We start from the raw sequence: 24,423 nt of genomic DNA, 5'->3' as shown, positions 1-24,423 counted from the left end.
ATTTTGGTTCTATTGAAGATATTTGATTCGTAGGAAATTATACCGTATTTGAGCCTCGTTTCATCAATAAATACTGTATATAGACAAATTTTTTCATTTGACCCAGTCTGTTTGTTTGTCCGTGCTAAGTTCATGAAAAACTCGCGCCCTTAATTCAATAATATTGCCTTTTCAAGGGGAGGAATTAGGGGTGATTATCTTAGTTGCTACCTTGTTACACACGCTTTGACAATAAAGCCAAGTAGCCATTATTTTTCCCTGAAACGCATGTAAAGCGCTGAAATTCTGCCTGATCTTGCTGGTCTGCCCTTGTACTTGATTGCATAAATTAGCGTTAATATGTATAGCCCACTTCACGTATTGTGTTTTTATTCTTAGGAGATGCTGAATCAAGTTCAGCATGACATTTTTGCCTTTATTTGCATTCCCAACTCGTTTAGGAATCTCCTTTGTGATTTAGTACCGAACGCTAATTTATGCAATTTAATACTTGTCAAGATACAGAGGATCTCCTCCATTGGATCACCCTCCTTTCGACAGGATACGCAAAGGCTTGGTTTTGGCACAAGGTCAGGATTGATCTCCGTTCCGTCGTCATGATAAAACGGCATGGAAGTTCATCCTCTTTTTATTTTCAGTTATTCTTTGACCTCTTTTACGATAAATGTACCCTCTGGGGGGTCCAGAAGAATCGTTTTGACACGCTCCTGCCACAAGTTACCAAACTCCTTCGATTCGTCCTCAGATGCCTTGCCAGAGAGCACGAGAGGTGTCAGTTTATCCATGCGTTCGTTCGTTGGCACATGATCGGTACAATACATTACTTCCACCTTTTTTCCATTGTCAACTCTTTGAAATGTTATGGCACAGGTTGCTATAGGATCGGGTGTCTGGTCCTTATCAAAGGTCATCAAATTACGCCTTTCATACTTTCCAACAGGACCAAACCCCTTAAATCCACTCTCGGCAGCGGCCCCGGTTATCATTGTTATTATCTGTGAAATCGGCCCATTTACCTTATAGTCTATACCCCCCTTAAATGTAACCTTTACATCCCCCCTCACCGGAACTTCAGCGCCGTATAATGCCTTTAATGCCATCTGCGTAGACTTATAGGCACCAGCAACGGCTGGACAAGAGTGTCCTGCAAATTTCACTGCATCGGCATACGTATAAACAAACACCCCCCCTTTATCCATTGCGCCGAGCATACTGGCTAAGGGGTCTTTAACCTTTATTGGCTCTGCCTTATCAAAAAAATCCTTGCTGTATTTTGTCTGTCCCTCTGCATAGACATACTTGTATCCTGTGAAATTATAGCTGATTAATGCAACAAGCACGCATGCAACGAGTCCTTTTAGCGAATGAATCTTGTAAAATCCATTATTCATATCTTTTATTCCTTTCAATAAAAACCAATTCGTAAAAGTTACCATAATTCTTTATTGAAGAATGAAGAAAACTCATATAAAATTATTACTCCAAGTTTTTTTACCTCCTCCTTTATTCCCTCCTTGCGAAGGAGGGGAAAGCGGGGTGGTTGGTTGCGGCTTCGCTGCGCTATGAAACTATAGTTTATATAAGAAGCTTTATTTAGGCAAGTGTATTTAGGCAGTATCTTCCAAAGATAATTTTGACATTTTTAATAAAAATATGAGTAAAATAACCCTGTCAGGGTTTCAAAACCCTGACAGGGTTAACTCACGAATTTCGTGCGTCGGATTTTGTCTTTTCCGACTTGTTCGGGTTAGGTATTATGGCGAGAAGACTCAGACTTGGCGTTGTCCCTTACATGAATGCCAAGCCATTGATTTATGGATTAGACCAACAAACAAATTCAATTGAATTATCATTTGAAGTACCTTCCCTTCTTCCCTCAATGCTGAACAATGATCAGATTGATGTGGCCATCATACCCTCCATTGAATATTTTAGAAGCGGAAATTACGCTATCATTCCAGACATTTCTATATCTTCCTGTGGGACTGTTGAGAGCGTAAAGATATTTTCAAAGGTACCAATGCAAAATATACGCACTGCCGCCTTAGACAAAAGTTCTTTAACCTCCTGCGCACTTACCAGGATCATTCTGAAGGAACAATATCACCTTTCACCTCAATACACACAATGGAGCAAGCAATACGATATTTCACGTACCGATACGGATGCAGCCCTCATCATCGGAGATAATGCCATGAAGGTTACTGACAATGAATACGTCACATTGGATTTGGGTCAAGCATGGTACGAATATACCGGGCTTCCCTTTGTCTATGCCATCTGGGTTGTTAAAAAAGACCGTCACATACCGGGCATAAACAATCTGTTAAAAAATGCAAAGGAAGCGGGAATTCAATCCGTCAGGGAACTGGCTGCTGCTGAATCGCATCGCCTTCAATTAACCGAAGAAAGATGTTTGAACTATCTAACAAAATCGATTCGCTATAATTTGGGTAAAGAAGAGATTAAGGGTCTTCAGACATTTTATCAGTATGCTGTGTCTTTAGGACTTGCCCCCAAAGGGGTGGAGATTGTTTTCAATGAAACCTAACCCGCACGAACCGGAAGTGCATTATCTGACAGGAGATGCTGAAATAATTCAGCATGACATTTTCCGCTTTTGTCATTCCGAACTTGTTTCGGAATCTCCTGCACTATAATAAGTTTTCTTCCGACTCGTACGGGTTAGGAATGACCCAAACCAAACTCATTGTTTGGAATTTTGAATTTAGTTCAATGGAACTTGTTTGTTTTTTTAATCCTTGTTATTTGGTATTTATAACGAATTTAGACAATTGAATATTTGCCAAAAGCCAAAACTGGTAAAGAAATTCGTGTTAAGGTACTCACATGACTAATCTATCCGGTGAAATCGAAGGCATTCTCGAAAAATCATTCAACAACGAAAGGTTATCTTCAAAGGAATGCGCAAGGTTGTTCTCTCTAAGGGATATTACCATCCTGGGAATGGCGGCCGATGAAGTCTGTAAGAAAAAGCATCCGGAAAATTACCGGACTTATATCATTGACCGGAATATCAATTATACCAACATCTGCACATCAGGTTGTAAATTTTGTGCCTTTTATAGAGATATTGAACACAGCGACGGCTATATCATCCCGAAAGATTTATTATTCAAAAAAATCGAAGAAACACTGGCCTTGGGTGGCAGACAAATCCTCATGCAGGGCGGCCTGCATCCGACATTAAAATTAGATTTTTATGGAGACCTGTTAAAATCTGTCAAAACAAAATATGATATCCATATCCATGCCTTTTCACCGCCGGAAATTGTTCATTTTTCAAAATTAAATGGTATCCCTGTCCGTGACGTTATACAAAAGCTCAAAGCAGCGGGACTCGATTCGATCCCCGGCGGCGGCGCAGAAATTCTGGTCGACCGATGCCGCAATCTCTTGAGTCCAAATAAATGCACGGCACAGGAGTGGCTCGATGTCATGCGTGAGGCACACAAACTTGGCATGAAAACCACAACTACCATGATGTTCGGCCATATTGAAACCATAGAAGAACGTATCGGACACCTGGAAAAGATCCGAAAACTCCAGGATGAAACGGGAGGTTTTACCGCCTTTATCGCCTGGACTTTCCAGCCCAAAAACACTCAATTAGCACCTTCGCTCTTATCAAAATATAAAGACATAGGACTGATCGGGAGTTTTGATTATTTGAAGACCGTTGCCATTGCACGTCTCTTTTTAGACAACATTCCCAATATTCAGGCATCGTGGGTCACACAGGGTGCCAAAATTGCCCAGCTCTCGCTAAAATTTGGCGCCAATGACATGGGCAGTACCATGATTGAAGAGAATGTGGTTCGTGCGGCGGGGGTAAGCTACCAGATGGGCAAAGATGAAATCGAATCGCTTATCAACGACCTTGGATATGCAGCAAGGCAAAGAGATTTGTATTATCGGATACTTTGAAGCGAAACTGTTCAGCCACGAATTAGTACAAACGCGAAACTCACAGCGGGATCAAGTTATGAGTAGGGTGGATTAAGGCGTCGGTTTTTACGCCGAATCCACCTTCATTGTACTTTGTAAATGGTGGGTTCACTCCGCTTAACCCACCCTACTTTTAGATTTAGCCTCCACCATCCTCAGTCCCAGCAAAACAAATTTCTTGTAGCAGGAGACGGGAAATATTTCACCGTAGATATAATCAAAGATATCCACCAACCAACTTCTTTGCAAACTCTATCGCCAAGCTTTTCAATACTTCGAAGGGAAGAGAGCCACCTTTATCTTTGACTATTTCTTTTGTCTGCTTCCACACTGTTTCATTCCGGATTGCATCTAAAAGTTCATATCCGCCCTATGTAAGACATTGCGGTATAAAGCAAATTCCTTCGAATGATGAAACATCTGTAGCTTCTATCAAGCCTGCATCCGCAAGGATTTTAACATGATACATAATCTGTTCTTCAGAGTAACCCTCAATCTCAAGCTTTATTTTTTGTTTCATATCCTTATGTGCTTCGATTGCAAGAAGTATTTGACGGACAAGATCCATATCTCTTTTCATTCTGCGCACCTTCATCGTTTTAAAAAATGCCTGGTCACCATGTATTTTGTTGAAAAAACATCTTACATACGTTCTAAATTTAAGCAACGGATTTCAGGACTGCAGATAAGTTGTCTTTATCAATAACGACCTCGATATACCACCCATCCCTGAACATGCCTGCGTTTAATACGATAGTATCGCCTATTTTGTCTTTTGCCCTCGATTCGTGAATATGACCTGATATACAGACATGCGGCTTGTGATTTAAAATAAAGTCCCTCACCGTTTGACTCCCTACATGCATACCACTTCGAACAATATCAGTTGCTGTATCCTTGGGTGGGGTGTGACAGACCATGATCTTCCACTTTGCATCTTTTACCTTGTTATAACCGTTTGTTAAGAACCGTTCGATATCTCCCTCACTTATCTCAGAAGGTGTATGAAAGGGTGTTGGACTCGAGGCGCCACAACCAAAAATACCTATATCTCCAAATAGATATCCATTCCCATGCAGATTTATACCCTCTTTGGTTAAATAACCATCCACCTCCTGCTTGTCCATGTTACCGTACTGCACAAGCAGGTGCTTGTTATATCTTTTTATCGAATCTAATACTTTTTTCGTCTCGGTCTTTCCATGACAATTTGTCAAATCGCCCGAAACCACAATCAAGTCCGCCGTGTCCAGGTCGGATTTTATCTTTACAAGATTGCTTGTATCTTCATGAATATCGCCAAAAGAAATAATGTTCATCACATCTCCCATGTATTTGAAAATTTATGTTCCTAAATATATCACCAAAATACAAATCTTGTAAAAAACACGGTTTAGGGAAACACTTGTATAAATACTCGAAGGGCAGAAGTGTATCGCCAGGGGTATAGTTCCCTGGGCAAAAAAAACATCAATAAGAAAATAACCCCAAAGGGGTGGAAGAAAAGGAGTTTTTCCTTTCACTCTTTCAGGGCTAAAAATATTATTAAATCTTTACTTTACCCAAGGCTGTCGCCCTGGGCTATATTCTATCAGTCCTTCGGGCTTTATCTCGAAGAGAAAAGTCTTCGCCTCAATTCAATGACATTTCCTTTGACGGGTGGGATTGGAATGGTGAATTCTATTAATGTTTACCTTTACTACAGCTCTATAGTGGCCTGATACGATTTCAAATATTTTTTCCTATTCTCCAGGAAAATACCTCTCTAGAATTTTACCTTGGGTACCTCTTTTTCTACCTCTGCAACCTCAAAATATTTTGCCTCGGTAACTCCTGTGCGCGCAGCAAAAAACCGGCCATAGAAGCTTTTGATGTAGGTATTGAGTTCCCGAACCGCATCATTATACCGTTTGCGTTCCACCGAAATGCGGTTTTCTGTGCCTTCTAATGAATCTTGCATCTTAAGAAACGATTCGTTTGCCTTCAGGTCCGGATACGTTTCCCGGAACATTAACAAACGGGATAAAAATCCTTCGATCTGTGTCGCTGCTTTAGCCTTATCTTCTATCGTTCCAGCGCTAAAATAACCCTTTCTGGCCTCAGCAAGTTTTTCAAAGATTTCTTTCTCGTGCGTGGCATAACCCTTGACGGTCTCAACAAGGTTGGGAATAAGGTCATAACGTCTCTTGAGTTGGGTATCTACCTGAGACCAGGCATTTTTTACGTTTTCATTCAGTGCAATAACCTTGTTATACCCCTTAATATACCAGGCACCAAAGATAATGCCCAAAAATATGAGAATAGCAATTGCCGGTAATATCTTTTTCATAATCTCCTTCCTCTGGAATGAAACTATGTTAAACCACAATGATCCCAACACAAATGACATAAACTGAAAGTATTAGGAATTTACAATTTGGGATTTAAAATCAAGAATTGTAAATCGCAAATCATAATTTCTTACCACCTTCCCGAAGCACCCCCACCGCCAAACGAACCACCGCCACCGCCACCAAAACTGCCAAATCCCCCAAAACCACCAGAGCCACCGGAACCAAACCCCCTCGGCCCGCCAAAGATAATTGGTGGGCCACCCCACCAGTATGATGAATGGCGTCTCCTGCCAAAAAAGCGGTTTATCAAAAAGGGGAATATTACAAGCAAGAAGAGCAATGAAAGAAACGGATTCTGACGTCCTGCCGACCTTTTTCTCAACTCGGCGATATTGGGCATTCCCGTAATTTTCATATTATTTTCTTCTGCAATCTTGTGCACCATGACGACTACGCCCTGGAATATGCCCTCGCTGAAATGTCCCTTTCTGAAATTGGACACAAAATATGTCCTTCCGACCGTACCACAAAAGCTATCAGGTAATGTCCCTTCAAGCCCATATCCAACCTCAATCCTGTAAGCGCGGTCATCCTTTGCAATAACAACGAGAGCACCGTTATCTTTTCCCTCTTGACCCAATTTCCACTTTGTAGCAAGTTCTATAGCATATGTTTCAATGGGAATGTCACCGGTCGTATGAATCGTAAGAACGACCATCTGTGCGCCGGTCTTCTGTTCCAGTTCCTGGAGATAACCATTAAGTCCCTTCTCTACAGCGTCACTGACAATGTTAGCCCTATCTTCCACATATCGCCGGGGAGCGGGTAACCCCTGTGCTTCTGCGATTGAGCAAAGGCACAAGAAAAATATAAAAAATACAAAATACCGGTACAAATTTCTTCTACTCAGGTTTGATCTCAAATTCGTCTACCCTTTTAATAACAGCATCTAATACATGATACAGGTTTTCAAATATCTCCTTGAGTACCTCGACAGAGGGATAAACATCTTTCGCTCTTATTTCGAGGAGTTTTCTGTACACGTCCATATTTATATCAAAGTGCTCTTCGAGGGCGTAAAGGACATCGCCTTTTTCTCTGGGAATTTTTTGATTACACAAAAAAAGTATACCGTGAAATGCCGGAAAATATCCGGAAAGTGACCCTACAAACAAGTCAGCCAAAGCCGTCTTGTTTCCCATAGACCTTATGTAACCCTGGCAAAGCTGTTGTAGTTTTCCTTTCAATTCCCGTTCGCACTGGAGCCGGACATCGGCCTTTTCAATCCTGATATCTTTTAAGATGTCCTCACCGTAAACCAGTTGATGGATGAGTTTCATTTCCAGGAATTCTAGCGGAAACACCTCTAACGACCTGTTGATGTAATCACGGCTCATGATAAGCGGGGCGTGTATTCTCTTTTTTCCGTAACGTTTGCCCAATGTTGCAATAAAATCAAGAAACGGGACTTTGGTCTCTTTTACAATAATTAATGTATTAATATCGGAATATTTTGTGAGATAGTCTTTTGTTACGGCGCTGCCTGTGACGTATACCGAAATGATCTCTTCTTTGCAATGGGTGAGGATATCCTGGAGGAAAGGCTCTATAATCTTCCGCGTTTGTTCCGGCAGATCAGATAGTTTCATATCTTCCATTTGGTTATTTATTATTCCCATATTTATTCTTCCGGCTTTTTTCTCAATGCCGCCTTTTTCGTTACCTCCGGATCAAAGAGTATATACTGTACATTATCCATAAAAACAACCTCCATAAGGTGCCATTATGAGCGTCCGGCGCAAACCACGTTTCTGACTTAAATACACTTGACTCTCTATTTTAGAGACTGGAATCTTTTCTGCAATCAAAATATAAGTAACGCATGATGAAATGTCAAGGTTTAAAATATTCGGGAACGTTTGGAGAAGAACACTGCAAAATTTGAAATTGACAATCCCCTTCTTTGCACATATAATTTGAAAAACATGAGTTTTCTGTTGATTTAAAAGATTTGCTGCAATTCTTTATTGTGGCAATTTTATTTTAAGGAGATTGCAATTGGAGTGGGATAAATCAGCATCGTTGCTACTGGAAAAAGTACCTCCCTTTGTACAAAAAACCGTGCGTGAAAAGGTAGAAACACTTGCCCGCGAACGTGGGAAGACCTTGATAACGGAATCGGAGGTTATGGCTGCGCGGGAAGCGTTTATGGGCAGGCCACAGAATACTGCCATGCCAGTACAGCATACCGTCGCAAAGAAACCCGTAGACAACGAAAAACTCTCCATCCTCAAAAAATATGCAAAATATTTTGATAAAGAAGGGAATCCCGTGCTGTATCAGGTGAAACCATGCCGAGGCGCGGAGGTAAATTGCCCGTTTCTTATCACTGATTCCGATATCCTGGCGGACAAACTACGAAAGAGGTTGGAAGAGTTACAGTTTACTGAGAAGTTGATAAACAAGATCGAAGGACAAATCCTTCCTCATCATACGATGAAACTGGCTGTATCAGGATGTCCGAATTGTTGTTCCATGCCGCAGATTAAAGATTTTGGTGTCCATGCAATTGAACCTGTTTATGTGGACCCTGACTCTGAATGTATTGAGTGTATGAAGTGCGTGGAAACCTGCCGGGAAGATGCAATTACCGTAAAGGATGGACATGTATCTATTGACAAAGAAAAATGTGTACACTGTGGGCTCTGTGCCAGGGTATGCCCTGTTGGTTCGATAAAGCCCTCTGAAAAAAAGTATCGAGTCATGATTGGAGGGAAGGTTGGACGACATCCCAGGTTCGCCATAGACTTATTACCTCAGGCAGATGAGTCCGCTGCGCTGAAGGCATTAGATGTCTGCGCAGATATGATACTTTCAAGTAAAACCGAACATCGGTTTAGAACACTGATAGAACAACAAGGAATTGAGGAAATTAAAAAAAGAACATGATACTTTCTGATACCGATAGAAAGATACTGCACCGCTTACAATCCAACCTGCCCCTGGTATCGAGGCCGTTCCTGGAATTAAGCAAAGAGCTTGACATAGACGAAGATACCATTATCGAACGCATCAAATTTATGATTGAGAAGGGCTATGTAAGGAGACTTGCGCCCATCATCAATACACAAGCCATGGGCAGAGAGGCAACCCTTGCCGCTGTGAAGGTCCCGGAAGACCGCATCGATGAGGTAAGTGCAATCATCAACGAATACAGTGGGGTTTCCCACAATTACCTGAGGAAAGGCAAAAACAAAAATATCCCTTACAATATCTGGTTTACCATGTCGGCTAAGGACGACGAAGAACTCCATAGCAGATTAAAAGAAATTGAGGACCGAACAGGACTTACCGTTCGGAGTATGCCTACAACAAAGAAATTCAAGATTGGCGTTCGTTTTAAAATTTATTAAACTATGACAAATAAAAAAGAAGACATTGACGTTAAACTCATTAAACACATACAAGAAGGTCTACCTGTCACGAAAACCCCGTATAAAGACATTGGACAGGCACTGGGGATGTCAGAAGATGAAGTAATACTAAGACTCAAAAAACTTCTGGAAGATGGAAAAATCAGACGTCTTGCCGCCTCTATAGCCCACCGGAAGATCGGTATCAATGCCAACGCCATGTGTGTATGGAAGGTGCCTAAGGAGCAGGTTGATGAAGTGGGCAAGATCATGGCCAGTTTTGAGGAAGTAACCCACTGTTACGAACGCCCCACTTACCCGGACTGGGAATATAACGTATTTACCATGATCCATGGTTACACCGATGCCGAATGTGAGGCCGTGATTCAGGCAATCAAGGAAAAGACAGGGTTAAATGACTACGTCGTCCTTTATAGTGAAAAGGAATTTAAAAAGGTCGGGGTAAGGATATAGTTGAAATGGCGGATTCGCTCCGTTTAATATACCTTGCAGAACTACAATCCCTTATAGGGAATGGTACGGTCCGACAGTAGAGGAAACCCAAGCACATGATCTTGCATTCCTACCAACCTCTGAAAGACATTAGCCAAGTCGTGATTATCCTGAACACGCATGTTGGTATCATGTTTCGGATTTTTATCATTTTGCCAGGCCTCGTTCCACCAGGAAAAGCCGATAATCCGAGACCAGCGGAATGCTGTTAGGTCTGTCAACGCACTTTCAGCCCACTCAGACGATCACCCCTTGCATTACCTGAGGTAACGCCGAATTCCAGCAGGACAATGGGTTTGCTGGTACTGAGCGACTCAAGCCGAGGATAGACTTCATCCATCAAATCACGAAATAATGGCCATTCTTTAGTTTTAGGCTTTTATGCCAATTGAAAAATACCGTTTGATCAATCTCCAGCGTGTTGAGAAATTGTCATCGTCAGAAGGTAAGCGCCAAATACAGTGAATATGATCGGGGAGAATGACCACGGCATCCATTTTAAAGGGAAGTTTCTTCATCGCATAGTGAAATGATTGTCTTAGCCGTACAAGATTATCAGGTTGAACAAGAATCTTTTCCCGGTTGTATGTTACGACCGTAAAGAAATACCAGCCTTGTTGCCGATAAAGTCTACGGTATTCGCTCATGGTTAGACCTTTTTATTTAACGGTGGATTCGCTTGCGCTTAATCCACCCTACAAAACTAAGCAAATATAAGCGATTTGTTAAACAAATTCCTCGCACAGTTGCCACCTACTTTTCTTCAATAGGTGATACTAAGCTAGTAAGAATTTGATTTCTATCGATGTTTCTTAGAAAAAAATAGAACGTAGAGTCAATGATTTTTAATTCCCTATTGACCCTATCGAAATCAACAATTGGAGGGGATATACCTTTATCACTTTGCATTTTGGAAAGATTATAAAGTAAATTGCTCATATCACTAGGTCTCACATCTGCGCTTCGATGATGATATTTCTTAATTTCGGCTTCTAGAGTTTCTCTTTTAATACCCTTAACAATGTCATTAAAGTCAATTGTAAGAATAGATCTAACCATGTAATAAGGAAGAAATAGCGGAGGCAATTGACCATCTTTTGTTTTCGTTGTTTTTTGTCCCTTTGCAATGTCTTCTAAAGCTCTCATATGGCGGGCAGCGTAATCCTCGGCTTTAATTTTCATTGCTCTATCCAACAAACTCGTATCAGTAATTTCTTTTTTTTGATTTACTGTTTCACGAACCTCAGCTAATTGACAAATGGTTTTAAGTAATTCTTGCACCACACCTATACTATCGAATGCATTACGTATCACTCCCTCGATTAGCTCATTTGAAAATTTAATATTAAGTTCGTTTTTCTCCTTTTTGAATTACTTGTCTAAATTCATCCTCACTCCATGGTTCAACTGGGATTTCAATTACTCTATCCAATAAATCACCATTAAACTGGGCTAATCTATTTTTTTTCTCCATACACCTAAAATAATAAAACGAATTCCTAACTCTTGAAATGTTCTCAAATCAAAGGAAAACGTTTTTTGAATTTTCATCATCCAAATAATGAAAGTTCTCTAAAATTACAAATTTTTCACTTTTTACTGTCTTTATTAGTTCAGATATATCTTGAGGCAAATCTAAATTAAATTCTATAGACTTACTTTTTTGTGTATCATCGTAATTACCTTTAACTTTTGAAGACCCCTCAACTCCACCAGACCCAAAGAACGGAATTATTGCTTTAAATTTAGCTGCGGCTCCTATGTCAGACCCTACAGATAATTTACTTTCGGAATCTGATATTATTTCTCAACAATTTCTTTCTGCAAATTTTTATCACACCTTACAAATTCTCTAAGTTCCTCTCTATTATGAGGAATATTGACTGTGATTAAGATTGTATTTTAGTTTTCGGATCATACTGAACTGTGAATAATTGCTTGCAATTAATTATATACAATTCAAGGTATGTATGATAAATTAAATGTTTTATGTATAACTTCTTGAAATACAGAGACAATTTTCAAATCGGAATTTTTGGAATCTAAGAAACAGTAGTAATGAATATGCTATTTAAGAAGCTGAGGAACTTGTGGGAAAAAAGCATTATCTTCAGGGTTTTCGTAAAGAGGTATAAGCGCTACTTTATCTTCGGTACAATATCGCTGATCGTCGTTGATATCATCAATATCTTTCCACCGCTCATTATCAAAAAGGCCGTAGATATTCTCTCAAAAGAGGTAAATCTCACGAAGATCGCAATCTTTTCAGGATTATTTCTCCTGGCGAGCTTCTGCCAGGGGGTGTGCCGGTACCTCTGGCGGATGAACTTTATCGGGACGTCCTTCCGGTGCGATTACGACCTCCGCATGGCCTTCTTTGAACATATGGAGACGCTCTCCCAGAGATTTTTTCAAAAGTATAAGACTGGTGACCTCATGTCAAGGGCAACCAACGACATTGGTGCCGTTCGTATGGCCGTAGGACCGGGATTATTGATCGGCCTGGATGCCATATTTTACTTTTTTGTGATACCTCCGATTATTATCTATTTATCCCCAAAGCTATCTTTCTATACATTTCTCCTGATGCCACTAATGCCCTTCATCGCCTATAAAATCAAGGATATCATTGACAGACGATTCCGTGATGTGCAGGAACACTTTTCAAGGATTAGCGAAAAGGTACAAGAAAATATATCGGGTGTCCGTATTGTAAAGTCATTTAACATGTCAGGACAGGAAGAAAGGATATTCCTGGGACTGTGTAAAGACTTTGTGAAGAAAAATCTTAAACTCGCCGTTCCCCAATCCCTCCTGGGGCCTGTGTTCGAATATATCACTTATACGGGCATAATTCTACTGCTTTTCATTGGGGGAAAGATGGTTATCGATGAGGCGATTACCCTGGGTACTCTGGTGGCTTTTCAACGGTATATCTCCATGATGGTCTGGCCCATGACCGCCATTGGATGGTGTTTATCCCTTCTGCAGCGTGGAAATGCCTCCATGAAACGTATTGACGAAGTGATGGATGAAAGGCCAGAAATCGTCTCAAAAGGTAACGTTATAATGCAAGTTATCCCCAGGGGTAAGATTGAATTTCGGGATGTAAACTTTCGATATGACCGCCAGACGGAATGGATAGTAAAAGACATAAATCTCAGGATTAACGCCGGACAGCGTATCGCCATCGTAGGTCCAATAGGCAGCGGAAAATCAACCTTAGTTAATATGCTTCCGCGCATCATCCCGGTAAATAACCAGAGCATCTTTATAGACGGCATGGATATCAATATGATAGATGTCAAGGTTTTACGGCGGCATATTGGCTTTGTCCCTCAGGACACATTCCTGTTTTCTGAAAAGATTACGGATAATATATTATTCGGAGCAGAAACAGCAAGTAGCGATTACATTTCCCGGCAATTTGCCCGTATTGCTGGGATTGAAGGCGAGATTCAGGAACTTCCCCAAAAATTTGAAAGTTATCTGGGTGAACGGGGAATCAACCTGTCAGGTGGACAAAAACAGCGGGTTACCATTGCGCGGGCGCTGGCCATTAATCCCACCATTATTATCCTGGATGATTGCCTTTCAGCCGTGGATGCACGGGTAGAAGACACCATCATGAAAAATATCCTGAAAAATTTTCCGGGCAGGACGCTGCTGGTCGTAACTCATAGACTACCCGCTATCAGAGATTTTGATATGATTGTAGTAATGAAAGACGGCATGATCGTTGAAAAAGGCACACATGAACAGCTTATAAGCGCCAATGGATTGTACACCTCCTTATATACAAAAGAGGTATTGGAAGAAAGACTCGGTTAGTTTTTTCTCATGGGTCAAATGGGTGACCCCACGACTTCCTAATCGTAGCCACACCCAGGTGTAGTCTGGAAAAAGAAAAATTTACCGTGACTTTTTCAAATCGTTTCTTATAAAATAGCATTATACATAATGCAGCAAGCAGCAACCAGGTCCCCCTTAGGAAAGGGGGTGGAGGGGGTTGTAAAAAAACTTATATAAAAAAGAAGTTCTTACAAAGTAATACTATACGGAAAAGGATTTATGAAATTACTTGTTGTTGCAGCAACCCTCCCTGAGATTAAACCACTCTTATTATCTCTTGGACATAGTGAAATCAAAGAATTTTGCATGAAGACGATTCCCTACCACCAATTGAGCATAGATATCCTTATTACCGGGGTAGGACTGATGCATACGGCCTATTTCATGGGAAGGGTTTTGACAGACAACACCTATAATCTGGCATTGCAATTTGGAATTGCAGGCAGTTTCAGAAAAGACATTGCCCTTGGTACGACCGTAAATGTCGTGGAAGAGGTCGTGGCAGATTTAGGCGCTGAGGATAGAGAAATTTTTTTGGATGCTACGGAATTACACCTGTTACCCCCTGATCAATTCCCCTATCATGCCGGTAAATTACTGAACAAAACCTTGGATTCGGTGTATGGAGTATCAGCGCTTAAAAGGGTAAAAGGTATCAGCGTCAATAAAGTTCATGGTTACCAATACAGTATTGATAAAACTGTTTCAAAATATCAGCCTGATATTGAAAGCATGGAAGGGGCGGCATTTTTTTATGCCTGTTTGATGGAACGTGTCCCCTGTCTTCAAATCAGGGCTATTTCAAATTATATAGAAGACAGAAACAAAGACCGGTGGAACATCCCTTTGGCTATCGGCAATCTCAATAATATCGCGTTAAAAATTATCCATCATATCACCAAGCACTGACGAAACCGTAAAAGAATTATTTCAAAGATTTTTCATGAACAAAAACCTGGAAAAGGCAGCTTCTACAAAGGAATGCCTTAATGTATGAAACTCACCCTCGGTATTTCCCCCTGTCCCAACGACACCTTCATCTTTGATGCTATGGTGAATAAAAGAATTGATACGGAAGGATTGTCGTTTGAATTGGCCATCAGCGACGTGGAAAAATTGAATACCCTCGCCTTTCAGCATGCATTGGACATTACAAAACTCAGCTACTACGCCTATGCTCACGTAACCAACCAGTATGTTTTATTAGCTGCAGGGAGCGCCCTGGGTAAGAATTGCGGACCGTTATTCATTACAAAACCGGCAAAACAAAAATCGGACTTCGAAAGTCTAATCGTTGCAATTCCAGGAAAATACACTACCGCTAATTTTTTATTGAGCATGGCATTTCCCCGGGTAACGAATAAAGTAGAAATGCTTTTTTCAGAAATCGAAAATGCCATTGTACACGATAAGGTAGATGCAGGCGTCATTATCCACGAGAACCGGTTTACCTATGCGGGGAAAGGGCTGGTTAAAATTATGGATCTGGGAGAATATTGGGAAACACAAACAGGACTTCCCATCCCTTTGGGTGGAATCGCCATAAAACGAAATATCCCCGCTGAAATTGCTCAAAAAGTGAATCGAATTGTGAGAAAAAGCGTGGAATATGCCCTTGCCCATCCTGCAGCATCCAGGGAATTCGTCAGATGCCATGCCCAGGAGATGGATGAAGTCGTTCGGAATCAGCACATCCAGTTATACGTTAATAACTACAGTGTGGATTTGGGTAACATCGGGAAGCAAGCCGTTACAACCCTTTTTGAATGGGCAAGAAGAAATAAATTAATCAATGACACCCACGAGAACCTTTTCCTTCAATTGGCTGAATAATTACCGGGCTTTGATAAAACTTTAAAAACAGGTACCTATTTAATGAAAATATTCTATATCTATTTGATATTTTGAAAATGATACCTGTTTTGCCTTATAAAATAATGGTATGTAAATCCTTAATAAATCAATGGTCAGATTTTTGCGGTTTTGTTTTTTCAGACAACCTGAGAAAGCGACTCCTCATTTCGTTCAATGATTATAGAAAAAACGCATTGACAAAAGAAGTCTTTTTCATGCTCATGCTGGGCTTTCTTTGTTTTCATACGGGAGTGTTTGCCCCTTCAAGCTGGTCTCGCTGTTTGTCACTCATTTCTAGTGCCTTTTTTCGGTAACTCTTATTCCTTTTTGCCATAGTAATTACAACAACCATTGATAACTTTATCTCTCTTTGTATCCCTTCATTGCATCAAGTTTTGTCTTTGAAAAATATGAAAGCGTTTCTGCTGTATCTATCATCGATTTTTTCCCTATGCCGTTAGAAGCACTATTTGACTGCACAGAAATGCCATGAAAAATTACAAATAAGTACACTGTGATTCGCTGTTTTGTGTTTTTCTCCCTGCCATCATTTCCACCCGGCTGTTTTAACTGTTGAGCATTCTTACCTTTAAAAAACATCATCTCTTTTTTCCCCTTCGAAAACCTGTTTGGAATACCATTTGTGCTAAGAGACCAAAAGGCATATAGCGGAGGAAAGGAACTTGAATCCTTTTTGGATAATTTCGTCGTATAAAATCTTTTGTGTTAAGATGCGTCTCGCCTGACGATAGTTTTCATTAACCTTCATGATAAGGAGTGCGTTTATGCATACTATCAAAGGTAGTTTCGTTGTGCTTTTGTTTTACTGCCTGATTGTCTTTGTATCACTTGATTTCGCAACAAATTTGATGGCAGATGTAGTTACGGTTTTTGAACACACCTATGTACGCCAGACCGGATCACCCAGAACGCAGACAGACACATTCCCCGGCGTTAAAGGCCTCACTACTATACGGGTAACCAATGGCAGTCTTGAGGGAGCAAACAACGAGAAGGTAAGCAGTGCAGATATTGTATTAAATGAAGAGACCATCATCGACTCATCCAATTTTAATCAAAATGTAGAGGTAGTAGACGTAGAGAAAACCCTTGACGGCAAAATAAATACGATTGAAGTTACCGTAAAAGGCAAACCGGGCGGAGTATTAACCGTCCAGGTACTTGCCGAAGATGGAGATGTCGACTTTGACAGCGATGGTTTTACGAGAGTCGAGGGGGATTGCGATGATAACAACTCCACCGTAAATCCGGGGGCTACAGAGATAAAGAAGAACGGCATTGATGATGACTGTAACCCATCGACACCGGATGATGATACGGGAGTGAACCTCCCACCCGATCCCGGGGAGGAAGGAAAGAAGACACTGCTTGGGATAGATACGGATGGCGATGGGGTCCGTGATGACATTCAAAGGTACATATACTTTACCTATCCCAATGATAAGAGACTCCGATTAGGTCTTACGTATTATGCTATTGAGTTCCAAGGCGTGCTCAAAGATGCTAACGACCGTGAGGCTGCTTACGAACATGCAAACAAGATGGCCCGCCATGGTGAATGCCTTTGGTACCTTAAGGGAGAGGAATCCATTGACATTTGTAATGCATTGCGCGCAGAGATACTGAATACCAGGGAACGCAGCATGGCATACATCATGTACAGTGACAATCTGGGTGGAAGAGTTATTTCTTTAGCACCAAGGAAGGAATGGAAGGACAGTTGTTCCTTTGATGTGGACGATACGGGAGGTGACCAATGAACATCCGACGGATACCTAATATATACACAGCGTCATTAATCAGATACGAATATGTCATTCCCGCGAAAGCGGGAATCCAGAAAAACGCTGGATTCCGGGTCAAGCCTGGAATGACAGACAGTTGTAAACTTATGTCGCTATTTATAGTACTTCTTGTTACCTTTCTTGCTCTGTCAGGTGTTATTTATGGTGAGGGTGAGCAACAATGTCAACCGGAGGTCGTTGTCTTTTTTGGCAATGGCGTGTGGAATGATGTGGAGAATGCCAAGGTAAGTGCATTCTTGTTGGCTGATCGATTAGAAGGACATATATCAGGAACGAATCTGGACGGTACAATAACATACAAATTAGCTTACAATCCCTCCAATGGTTATTTGGCAGACCTGCTGGAGACATTTGAACAAGATGTACAAACAAACTACAGCCTGTTCTGGAACTATCTTGCCGAATGGGATCTCATGCCAGACTTCCTTCAGGACAAAATAATTGCGATAGCAAATGAGGTTGATGCTGCCATTGTAAGCGCCAACCCGTCGGTTCAAGAGCATATTGCTTTGTATAATCAATATCTAAGTGAAGGCAAAGTGATTGTGCTTGTCGCGCATTCCCAGGGCAACTTGTATGGCAATATTGCATATCTCGGCATTGATCCACAATATATCGGTGGATTCGGCATGGTATCGGTGGCAAATCCTGACAGTTCCGTTGCCGGTGGAGGTCCCTATACGACGATTCATGAAGATTTCATCATCAACAGCATCCTCTCTGCATTACCACCGAATCTTGACAATTTCTTCGGCCCTCTCAATTGGGGCGATATCTGGGGTGGCCACAATTTTATAAAGTCTTATATGGCTCCCGGGTATAAGGCAGAAACGAAGATCCTGAATGACGTTGTCACTATGATCAACAACCTCATAACATCGAATGCGAACAGAGAAGCCGCAGTAATAGTGAATACGTATAATATCCTTGAGGTTGTCTGCGGTAATCCAGGTAAAACCCTGATAACAATACCGCAGGATGCATATATTACAGAAATCTCCACCTATCACTGGTGTGATGGAGGCCAGCCTGCCGGAACACATGCTTTATATAATCTCACCTCATTTCTCATGTATGGGCCATTTCCAGCAACAACCGACTTTCGCTTCTGGCTATCGTATCCCAATACCCATGTGCCCGCAGGAAGCTATGAAGTTATTGATTCTGAACCAGGCACCTGGTCACACACGCATAGCGGTGGATTTGTGAGAATCAGGGGAATATTGTGTTACTAACGTACATTCATTGCTCGTTTTCATGAACCATCAAGATGAGGAGCACGTTTATGCATACCATCAAAGGTCTTGTTGTTCTTTTGTTTTACAACCTGATTGTCTTTGTATTTGTATCTCCTGATTTTGCACAGGGGAACAAGAATCGTGGTTTTGTGCTCCCACCTGATCCCGGGAAGGCAGGAAAGGAAACACTGCTTGGGATAGATACAGATGGAGATGGAGTCCGCGATGACATTCAAAGACGAATAATGAAAGTTCTATAGATAGGTCACTCTTGTAATTACCGTTACGATTATTGTTGTATGAATTGTACTCTATCGTACAGGATGCATAACCCGTTTATATACCTGTTCCCGTTTATTTCAATGGACGTCCCAACAGCATATCTTTTGCGTATGGTGCAAGACGTGTTTTGAATTAGATTGATTTAAAACAAATTCAAACATTTGGTTGCGGCTTGTTGCGTTATGCATATGGCACAAGAAATCATGCCCGGACTATAATAGATTGTTTATTATTTTATCATAACGGCTTCCGTAACTCCTTATCGTAATATTTCTTTCATTTTCAGAAACAGCAGTTAACGTTAATTCCAGGTATTCTTTGGGCAAACATCCTGATACCTTATCCGCCCATTCCACTATAGCCACACCATTTCCGTAAATCATCTCATCACTCCCGATGTCCAGCATCTCTTGAGTATCTTCCAGTCTATACGCATCGAAATGATAAATCGGAATACGTCCTTCATACCGCTGCACTAAGGAAAATGTTGGACTTTTCACTGCACGCCTATCTGTAACACCCAGCCCCAGGACAATACCTTTTACCAGGGTAGTCTTACCGGCGCCAAGTTCACCAACCAGCGCAACGACATCCCCTGGCGCTAACAACATACCAAGCTTTTTACCAAACCTCATTGTTTCTTCCACACCCGCACTTTTAAAAGTCAATATTTTTTCTTTCACGGTTAACGAATACATTCTCTGTAATAATTTAGTTTTTTGAAAACCACAAAATACAATAACGCGTCACGCTTTGATAGGGGCAGGGAAACCCTGCCCCTACGGTAAATACAATATATGCTTTATTACTCTATTAAAAACTAAATTATTGCTTTTTCCTTTATTATTTAAGATGCTCGTATCCGCGTGGCTTGATATGGCGGATATTACCATCAGGAGACTTCATCTGAATACCACATCCTTTGATGATCTCCCCAATGCAACTTACCTTTACATCTGCAAGTAATCCAGATGACAAGACCCTTTTTGCCTGGGCTTTCGATAATGTCATCAGCAATTCGTAATCCTCACCGTCAGATAAAGCATGGTAAAGTGGTGTATGGCCCGTTTCCCTTGCTAATTCTACCGCTGCATGAGAGACGGGAATTCGATCTTCATACATGATGGCACCCACGCCACTCTCTTCCAGGATGTGATTCAAATCCGCCGTCAATCCGTCACTGATATCAATCATGGCATGAATCGTAAAGTTTTTGTTCAAAGCAAGCCCCTCTTTTAACCGTGGTTCGAAATGAAGATGCTTGTCAAGAATCGACCCTCCCAGTGCCCCCGTTACCAGTATCATGTCTCCTACCCTTGCACCTGAGCGCCTGATGGGTTTTAGTCCATCATCTCTTCCCAGCATGGTAACATTAATACAGAAAGGACTGCGGCCACTGATAATATCCCCGCCCACAATTTCGATATTATACTTATCTGCAATATCCCATATACCTTTATAGAGTTCTCTCGCAAATTTTTCCGTGGTATGGTCAGGGAAACAAATCGAAATTACTGCAATTGTCGGCTGGCACCCCATAGCCGCCACATCACTGATACTACATGCAATAGCCTTCCTGCCAACATCCCGAACGGCGCATTTTTTCAAATCAAAATGTGTCCCATCCACCAACATGTCTGTCGTGATGAGAGCCAATTTATCAGAAGCGACGTTTATTACCGCACAATCATCTCCTATTCCCAATATAACGTCTTTGCGCCTTTTCTGCCGCTTCCGAATCCATTCTATGAACGAAAATTCACCCATAACGACCTTTACTTTACAAATGATTCAAGCTTTTCAGAATACTATAACATCTTTAACTTGCTTGACTCAACATTTTAAATTTATTAGTATGTATTCTTTGCGTTTTTGGACACAGATGCACATGGATCACCAGATTTAAAAATAGCATAATGCCGTAAAGCCGCAACCAAATCCCCTAATCAAAGGAAACAACCCCCTAAGTCCCCATAGTTTCTAAGGGGGTGAAGGGGGTTGCGAGGAAACTTGATAATTTATATATAATGAAAAACCATTCAATTTCAGATATAAAGAACAATACTGATACAAAAAAAGCAACTGCCCTAAAATTTATTGTATTACTTGGTGTAGTGAGCCTCTTTGCGGATGTGACCTACGAAGGTGCCCGTAGTATCAATGGCCCGTATCTTGCTTTGCTTGGGGCAAGTGCAACGACGGTTGGATTTGTGGCAGGGCTTGGGGAGTTGATCGGACATGGCCTGCGGCTTGTCTCAGGCTATATGAGTGACAAAATAGGAAGATACTGGGCAATTACGCTGTTTGGTTATGCCTTAAATATGCTGGCCGTGCCTGCCCTGGCACTGGCAGGACATTGGGAAATTGCTGCTGCACTCATGATTACAGAACGTGTAGGAAAGGCAATTCGAACCCCCGCACGTGATGCAATGCTTTCTTACGCAACCAAGGAGATTGGCAGGGGGAAGGGCTTTGGGTTACACGAGGCATTGGACCAAATCGGGGCCGTGCTTGGTCCACTTATAGTTGCGGGAATTCTCTATTTCAGGGAGGGTTATCGGACTGGCTACGTCGTCCTCTTTGTACCTGCAATCATGGCTATAAGCGTGCTTATAACGGCCCGGTGGTTATATCCTCAGCCCAGAAATTTAGAAGTGGGTCAACCTGTACTGGAGACGAAGGGATTTCCCAGAAAATTCTGGCTTTATCTTGTAGCCGTTGCGATGATTGCGGCAGGTTATGCGGACTTTCCACTGATTGCATATCACTTTAAAAAAGTATCCGTTGTTTCTGACACCTGGATTCCTCTTTTTTACGCTATTGCAATGGGGGTCGATGCCATTGCGGCACTTTTTTTTGGATATCTGTTTGACCGCAAGGGCATTTCTATACTGGTTGTTGCTTCTCTCTTTTCCATGCTCTTTCCCCCATTGGTTTTTTGGGGGAATTTCTCCGTTGCCATCATCGGTGTAGCACTCTGGGGTATGGGTATGGGGGCGCAGGAATCCGTTATGCGGGCGGCTGTTGCCGAAATGGTTCCCGTAGCCAGGCGTGGTACGGGATATGGTATCTTCAATACTGGCTATGGAATATGCTGGTTTCTCGGCAGTGCACTTATGGGAGTTTTGTACGACTTCTCACTTGTATCACTCATTATATTTTCGGTTGTTGCACAGCTTGCATCAGTTCCGTTACTTTTATTGGTCAGGAAAGGCGCTTCAAAAGGCCAAAAAGCTGCTGTCTCGCTATAATCTTTTTTGTACTATAACGCAGTCATTATTAAGAAAATTTTCAATGGGGAAATAACAATCCATGTCAATTAATTTCAAAGGTAATTTCTCAGCCACTGCCATTGGAAGCCTTCCGCATACCGACGTCGAGGCGGCATGTGAGCTTATGTTTAAATCACTTCCAGAGATTCCTTGCTGGCCTCAGTTACCAAAACTAAGCGCCAGGGAAGATATGTGCATCCAATACACAGAAGGGTTGCCCTGTATTACAATCGATGCGGATAGGAAGACGGTCAGTATTAACGTTTCTCAAGATACATCCAATGCACTGGCGGGTTTCTATGAGATGTATTTGAAAAACGACCCGGATTTATTCAGGATGAGTCATGGATGTTCAACGGGATTTTATGCAATGATTGATAGACTCAACAAGTCACCTCAAAAATCTTTCCGCGCACTCAAAGGGCAGGTCGTTGGGCCAATTACCCTTTCAGGCTCCTTAAAGCTTTCCACCGGTATTACGGCCCTGTACAGCGAGGAATTCTTTGATGTGATTATCAAGCTGATGTCGATGAAGGCATACTGGCAGTTTACGAAACTTTCACAGTATGGTTTACCGGTCATTATTTTTGCAGACGAACCGTATCTTACAAGTTTTGGTTCGGCATTTATGAATATCAGCCGGGAGAGGGCAATTAGCGCCCTCAATGAGGTCTACGAGGCAGTTCAATCTCATGGCGGATTAACAGGCACTCATTGTTGCGGCAACACGGACTGGGCTATGCTCATGGAATCTAAGGTGGATATCATCAGTTTTGATGCTTATGAATTTATGGACAAGTACCTGATGTACTGGCGTGAAATCCAGGCATTTCTTAAGAGGGGCGGTTATCTGGCATGGGGTATTGTCCCAACTTCTTCTAAGGTAATGAACGTTTCGCTCAATGACCTGATAAAAAAACTGGATGAAGGTATCAAATTTCTCGTTAGTAAAGAAATATCAAAAGCATTAATTCAAGAAAGGTCAATCATTACTCCCAGTTGTGGGACAGGGACATTGACCATAGAGGAGGCGGAAAGAGTCATGATGCTGACACACGATATTTCTTTAGCTATGAAAAATTCATTATAAAAAATCCTCAAGGATTTCTCAATCGCTCAGATACTTCGAGATGGCAAGATTCTTTAGTCGTTATCTGTAATTCCGCTTGACATCCGCTATGTTATGAAATACCATCTTGACAAATTATAGCATAAAGACAAAAATAAATGTTGGGACTAAAATAGATGAACAAAAGAGGTCAAAAACAAATGACTCAACATAAACAACCACTTGCCGAGGTCTTCGGACATTTGGTTGGTGATCAATCACCCCAAGCTATCCGATACCGCTCGCATCGCCTCTGTCCATTTAATAATAAAGTTCCCAATTGTACTAAGGACAAAGCAAAGGATCCCCTCGGCGTATGCAGTGTATTCCACAATGACACTCCTGCGATAACATGTCCTATCCGGTTTAGGGAGGATTGGATTATCACCGATGATGCGGCATCTTTTTTCTTTGGCGAAGACACTGCGTGGAGTTCCCTTACCGAAGTCCGCCTGAACGACGCTCAAGGAAAGTCGCCTGGCAACATTGACGTTGTCCTTGTCGCATACGATGACAATGGAAAAATCTTTGACTTCGGCACTCTCGAAATACAAGCGGTATACATCTCCGGAAATGTTCGTGACCCCTTCGAGTACTACATGAAAGATCCCAAGTCTCGGGAACAAATGGATTGGTCTAGTATATTGACTTTTTAATAACGGAACATATAATATGATGTATGAGACAAACCGAAATACATCTTACCGAAGAGGATAAGGCGGAACTGAAGGCCTTTCGTTCGAAGGGGCAGCACATGGCCAGG

The 24,423-nt window shown here is 41.6% G+C and carries 27 protein-coding genes and 1 pseudogene; 15 read left to right on the top strand and 13 right to left on the bottom strand.

Annotated features, from left to right (window positions below; translation table 11 throughout):
* Positions 1-638 precede the first annotated feature (638 nt).
* A complete protein-coding gene (locus E3K36_16570) occupies positions 639-1,238 on the bottom strand; it encodes a hypothetical protein (GenBank protein ID MCF6156808.1) in 600 nt (199 codons plus the stop codon).
* Positions 1,239-1,756: 518 nt separating this feature from the next.
* Between E3K36_16570 and E3K36_16565 the strand changes: the two genes are divergently transcribed.
* Together E3K36_16565 and mqnC are read left to right on the top strand one after the other, a co-directional pair.
* A complete protein-coding gene (locus tag E3K36_16565; protein MCF6156807.1) occupies positions 1,757-2,551 on the top strand; it encodes a hypothetical protein in 795 nt (264 codons plus the stop codon).
* A 299-nt stretch (positions 2,552-2,850) separates the two neighbouring features.
* Positions 2,851-3,948: a dehypoxanthine futalosine cyclase gene (gene mqnC, locus E3K36_16560; GenBank protein ID MCF6156806.1), complete on the top strand. Its 1,098-nt coding sequence runs from the start codon at positions 2,851-2,853 to the stop codon at positions 3,946-3,948.
* A gap of 238 nt (positions 3,949-4,186) precedes the next feature.
* On the opposite strand, the gene E3K36_16555 is transcribed toward mqnC, so the two are convergent.
* The 6 genes from E3K36_16555 to E3K36_16530 all read right to left on the bottom strand — a co-directional run bounded on the left by E3K36_16555 (position 4,187) and on the right by E3K36_16530 (position 7,981).
* Entirely contained in the window at positions 4,187-4,315 is a 129-nt protein-coding gene (locus E3K36_16555) for a hypothetical protein (protein MCF6156805.1), read from the bottom strand.
* A gap of 24 nt (positions 4,316-4,339) precedes the next feature.
* Entirely contained in the window at positions 4,340-4,564 is a 225-nt protein-coding gene (locus tag E3K36_16550) for a DUF2513 domain-containing protein (GenBank protein ID MCF6156804.1), read from the bottom strand.
* A 64-nt stretch (positions 4,565-4,628) separates the two neighbouring features.
* Positions 4,629-5,300 carry a serine/threonine protein phosphatase gene (locus E3K36_16545; protein ID MCF6156803.1) on the bottom strand — a complete coding sequence of 224 codons (672 nt, stop codon included), beginning with the start codon at positions 5,298-5,300 and terminating at the stop codon, positions 4,629-4,631.
* Positions 5,301-5,734: 434 nt separating this feature from the next.
* Positions 5,735-6,298 (bottom strand): LemA family protein, encoded by a 564-nt coding sequence (locus tag E3K36_16540; protein MCF6156802.1) that lies wholly within the window; start codon positions 6,296-6,298, stop codon positions 5,735-5,737.
* A gap of 131 nt (positions 6,299-6,429) precedes the next feature.
* Positions 6,430-7,224, bottom strand: coding sequence for a hypothetical protein (locus E3K36_16535; protein MCF6156801.1), 795 nt, complete (start codon positions 7,222-7,224; stop codon positions 6,430-6,432).
* On the bottom strand, positions 7,205-7,981 hold the full coding sequence (locus E3K36_16530; protein MCF6156800.1) for a hypothetical protein: 777 nt from the start codon (positions 7,979-7,981) through the stop codon (positions 7,205-7,207). The genes E3K36_16535 and E3K36_16530 overlap by 20 nt, the downstream gene beginning before the upstream one ends.
* 379 nt (positions 7,982-8,360) lie before the next feature.
* On the opposite strand from E3K36_16530, the gene E3K36_16525 reads away from it, so the two are divergent.
* From E3K36_16525 to E3K36_16515, 3 genes are read left to right on the top strand one after another with little or no spacing between them, the layout of a single operon-like run.
* Positions 8,361-9,251, top strand: coding sequence for a 4Fe-4S dicluster domain-containing protein (locus E3K36_16525; GenBank protein ID MCF6156799.1), 891 nt, complete (start codon positions 8,361-8,363; stop codon positions 9,249-9,251).
* The gene (locus E3K36_16520) at positions 9,248-9,715 is read left to right on the top strand and encodes an Lrp/AsnC family transcriptional regulator (protein ID MCF6156798.1); all 468 of its coding nucleotides are present in this window, start codon (positions 9,248-9,250) and stop codon (positions 9,713-9,715) included. The genes E3K36_16525 and E3K36_16520 overlap by 4 nt, the downstream gene beginning before the upstream one ends.
* A gap of 3 nt (positions 9,716-9,718) precedes the next feature.
* Positions 9,719-10,189 (top strand): Lrp/AsnC family transcriptional regulator, encoded by a 471-nt coding sequence (locus E3K36_16515; GenBank protein ID MCF6156797.1) that lies wholly within the window; start codon positions 9,719-9,721, stop codon positions 10,187-10,189.
* A 41-nt stretch (positions 10,190-10,230) separates the two neighbouring features.
* Here the strand turns inward: E3K36_16515 and E3K36_16510 are convergent, their stop codons facing one another.
* The 3 genes and pseudogenes from E3K36_16510 to E3K36_16500 all read right to left on the bottom strand — a co-directional run bounded on the left by E3K36_16510 (position 10,231) and on the right by E3K36_16500 (position 11,542).
* Entirely contained in the window at positions 10,231-10,449 is a 219-nt protein-coding gene (locus tag E3K36_16510) for a hypothetical protein (protein ID MCF6156796.1), read from the bottom strand.
* Between the two features lie 159 nt (positions 10,450-10,608).
* Positions 10,609-10,875, bottom strand: a pseudogene (locus tag E3K36_16505) (transposase).
* A 106-nt stretch (positions 10,876-10,981) separates the two neighbouring features.
* Positions 10,982-11,542 carry a hypothetical protein gene (locus E3K36_16500; protein ID MCF6156795.1) on the bottom strand — a complete coding sequence of 187 codons (561 nt, stop codon included), beginning with the start codon at positions 11,540-11,542 and terminating at the stop codon, positions 10,982-10,984.
* Between the two features lie 744 nt (positions 11,543-12,286).
* Between E3K36_16500 and E3K36_16495 the strand changes: the two genes are divergently transcribed.
* From E3K36_16495 to E3K36_16485, 3 genes are all read left to right on the top strand, one after another.
* Positions 12,287-14,059 (top strand): ABC transporter ATP-binding protein, encoded by a 1,773-nt coding sequence (locus E3K36_16495; protein ID MCF6156794.1) that lies wholly within the window; start codon positions 12,287-12,289, stop codon positions 14,057-14,059.
* A gap of 240 nt (positions 14,060-14,299) precedes the next feature.
* Positions 14,300-14,989, top strand: coding sequence for a futalosine hydrolase (gene mqnB / locus E3K36_16490; GenBank protein MCF6156793.1), 690 nt, complete (start codon positions 14,300-14,302; stop codon positions 14,987-14,989).
* An 84-nt stretch (positions 14,990-15,073) separates the two neighbouring features.
* On the top strand, positions 15,074-15,913 hold the full coding sequence (locus tag E3K36_16485) for a 1,4-dihydroxy-6-naphthoate synthase (GenBank protein MCF6156792.1): 840 nt from the start codon (positions 15,074-15,076) through the stop codon (positions 15,911-15,913).
* 381 nt (positions 15,914-16,294) lie between these two features.
* Here E3K36_16485 and E3K36_16480 read toward each other — a convergent pair whose 3' ends face one another.
* Entirely contained in the window at positions 16,295-16,537 is a 243-nt protein-coding gene (locus E3K36_16480; protein ID MCF6156791.1) for a hypothetical protein, read from the bottom strand.
* Between the two features lie 227 nt (positions 16,538-16,764).
* On the opposite strand from E3K36_16480, the gene E3K36_16475 reads away from it, so the two are divergent.
* From E3K36_16475 to E3K36_16465, 3 genes are read left to right on the top strand one after another with little or no spacing between them, the layout of a single operon-like run.
* Complete coding sequence (locus E3K36_16475) at positions 16,765-17,715, top strand: hypothetical protein (protein ID MCF6156790.1); 951 nt, start codon at positions 16,765-16,767, stop codon at positions 17,713-17,715.
* Complete coding sequence (locus E3K36_16470) at positions 17,712-18,995, top strand: hypothetical protein (protein MCF6156789.1); 1,284 nt, start codon at positions 17,712-17,714, stop codon at positions 18,993-18,995. Before E3K36_16475 ends, E3K36_16470 begins: the two co-directional genes overlap by 4 nt.
* Positions 18,996-19,045: 50 nt before the next feature.
* Positions 19,046-19,258: a hypothetical protein gene (locus E3K36_16465; protein ID MCF6156788.1), complete on the top strand. Its 213-nt coding sequence runs from the start codon at positions 19,046-19,048 to the stop codon at positions 19,256-19,258.
* A gap of 234 nt (positions 19,259-19,492) precedes the next feature.
* Here the strand turns inward: E3K36_16465 and tsaE are convergent, their stop codons facing one another.
* A complete protein-coding gene (tsaE, locus tag E3K36_16460; protein ID MCF6156787.1) occupies positions 19,493-19,978 on the bottom strand; it encodes a tRNA (adenosine(37)-N6)-threonylcarbamoyltransferase complex ATPase subunit type 1 TsaE in 486 nt (161 codons plus the stop codon).
* Between the two features lie 145 nt (positions 19,979-20,123).
* The gene (locus tag E3K36_16455; GenBank protein ID MCF6156786.1) at positions 20,124-21,047 is read right to left on the bottom strand and encodes a thiamine-monophosphate kinase; all 924 of its coding nucleotides are present in this window, start codon (positions 21,045-21,047) and stop codon (positions 20,124-20,126) included.
* Between the two features lie 260 nt (positions 21,048-21,307).
* On the opposite strand from E3K36_16455, the gene E3K36_16450 reads away from it, so the two are divergent.
* From E3K36_16450 to E3K36_16435, 4 genes are all read left to right on the top strand, one after another.
* Positions 21,308-22,531, top strand: coding sequence for an MFS transporter (locus tag E3K36_16450; protein ID MCF6156785.1), 1,224 nt, complete (start codon positions 21,308-21,310; stop codon positions 22,529-22,531).
* 61 nt (positions 22,532-22,592) lie between these two features.
* The gene (locus tag E3K36_16445) at positions 22,593-23,642 is read left to right on the top strand and encodes a hypothetical protein (protein MCF6156784.1); all 1,050 of its coding nucleotides are present in this window, start codon (positions 22,593-22,595) and stop codon (positions 23,640-23,642) included.
* A 179-nt stretch (positions 23,643-23,821) separates the two neighbouring features.
* On the top strand, positions 23,822-24,316 hold the full coding sequence (locus E3K36_16440) for a hypothetical protein (GenBank protein MCF6156783.1): 495 nt from the start codon (positions 23,822-23,824) through the stop codon (positions 24,314-24,316).
* Between the two features lie 23 nt (positions 24,317-24,339).
* Positions 24,340-24,423 (top strand): helix-turn-helix domain-containing protein (locus tag E3K36_16435; GenBank protein MCF6156782.1); only part of this gene is annotated, 84 nt, incomplete at its 3' end.

It is taken from the genome of Candidatus Brocadia sp., from assembly GCA_021646415.1.
Taxonomy (GTDB): Bacteria; Planctomycetota; Brocadiia; order Brocadiales; family Brocadiaceae; genus Brocadia.
This window is presented reverse-complemented; position numbering and strand designations above follow the sequence as displayed.

What these genes read in the sequence shown, in the direction of transcription:
- E3K36_16565 (MCF6156807.1), top strand. Translation starts at nt 1,757, where the DNA reads ATGGCGAGAAGACTCAGACTTGGCGTTGTCCCTTACATGAATGCCAAG.
- mqnC (MCF6156806.1), top strand. Translation starts at nt 2,851, where the DNA reads ATGACTAATCTATCCGGTGAAATCGAAGGCATTCTCGAAAAATCATTC.
- E3K36_16550 (MCF6156804.1), bottom strand. Translation starts at nt 4,564, where the DNA reads ATGAAGGTGCGCAGAATGAAAAGAGATATGGATCTTGTCCGTCAAATA.
- E3K36_16545 (MCF6156803.1), bottom strand. Translation starts at nt 5,300, where the DNA reads ATGGGAGATGTGATGAACATTATTTCTTTTGGCGATATTCATGAAGAT.
- E3K36_16540 (MCF6156802.1), bottom strand. Translation starts at nt 6,298, where the DNA reads ATGAAAAAGATATTACCGGCAATTGCTATTCTCATATTTTTGGGCATT.
- E3K36_16530 (MCF6156800.1), bottom strand. Translation starts at nt 7,981, where the DNA reads ATGGGAATAATAAATAACCAAATGGAAGATATGAAACTATCTGATCTG.
- E3K36_16520 (MCF6156798.1), top strand. Translation starts at nt 9,248, where the DNA reads ATGATACTTTCTGATACCGATAGAAAGATACTGCACCGCTTACAATCC.
- E3K36_16515 (MCF6156797.1), top strand. Translation starts at nt 9,719, where the DNA reads ATGACAAATAAAAAAGAAGACATTGACGTTAAACTCATTAAACACATA.
- E3K36_16495 (MCF6156794.1), top strand. Translation starts at nt 12,287, where the DNA reads ATGAATATGCTATTTAAGAAGCTGAGGAACTTGTGGGAAAAAAGCATT.
- mqnB (MCF6156793.1), top strand. Translation starts at nt 14,300, where the DNA reads ATGAAATTACTTGTTGTTGCAGCAACCCTCCCTGAGATTAAACCACTC.
- E3K36_16485 (MCF6156792.1), top strand. Translation starts at nt 15,074, where the DNA reads ATGAAACTCACCCTCGGTATTTCCCCCTGTCCCAACGACACCTTCATC.
- E3K36_16480 (MCF6156791.1), bottom strand. Translation starts at nt 16,537, where the DNA reads ATGATGTTTTTTAAAGGTAAGAATGCTCAACAGTTAAAACAGCCGGGT.
- E3K36_16470 (MCF6156789.1), top strand. Translation starts at nt 17,712, where the DNA reads ATGAACATCCGACGGATACCTAATATATACACAGCGTCATTAATCAGA.
- E3K36_16465 (MCF6156788.1), top strand. Translation starts at nt 19,046, where the DNA reads ATGCATACCATCAAAGGTCTTGTTGTTCTTTTGTTTTACAACCTGATT.
- tsaE (MCF6156787.1), bottom strand. Translation starts at nt 19,978, where the DNA reads ATGTATTCGTTAACCGTGAAAGAAAAAATATTGACTTTTAAAAGTGCG.
- E3K36_16455 (MCF6156786.1), bottom strand. Translation starts at nt 21,047, where the DNA reads ATGGGTGAATTTTCGTTCATAGAATGGATTCGGAAGCGGCAGAAAAGG.
- E3K36_16450 (MCF6156785.1), top strand. Translation starts at nt 21,308, where the DNA reads ATGAAAAACCATTCAATTTCAGATATAAAGAACAATACTGATACAAAA.
- E3K36_16445 (MCF6156784.1), top strand. Translation starts at nt 22,593, where the DNA reads ATGTCAATTAATTTCAAAGGTAATTTCTCAGCCACTGCCATTGGAAGC.
- E3K36_16440 (MCF6156783.1), top strand. Translation starts at nt 23,822, where the DNA reads ATGACTCAACATAAACAACCACTTGCCGAGGTCTTCGGACATTTGGTT.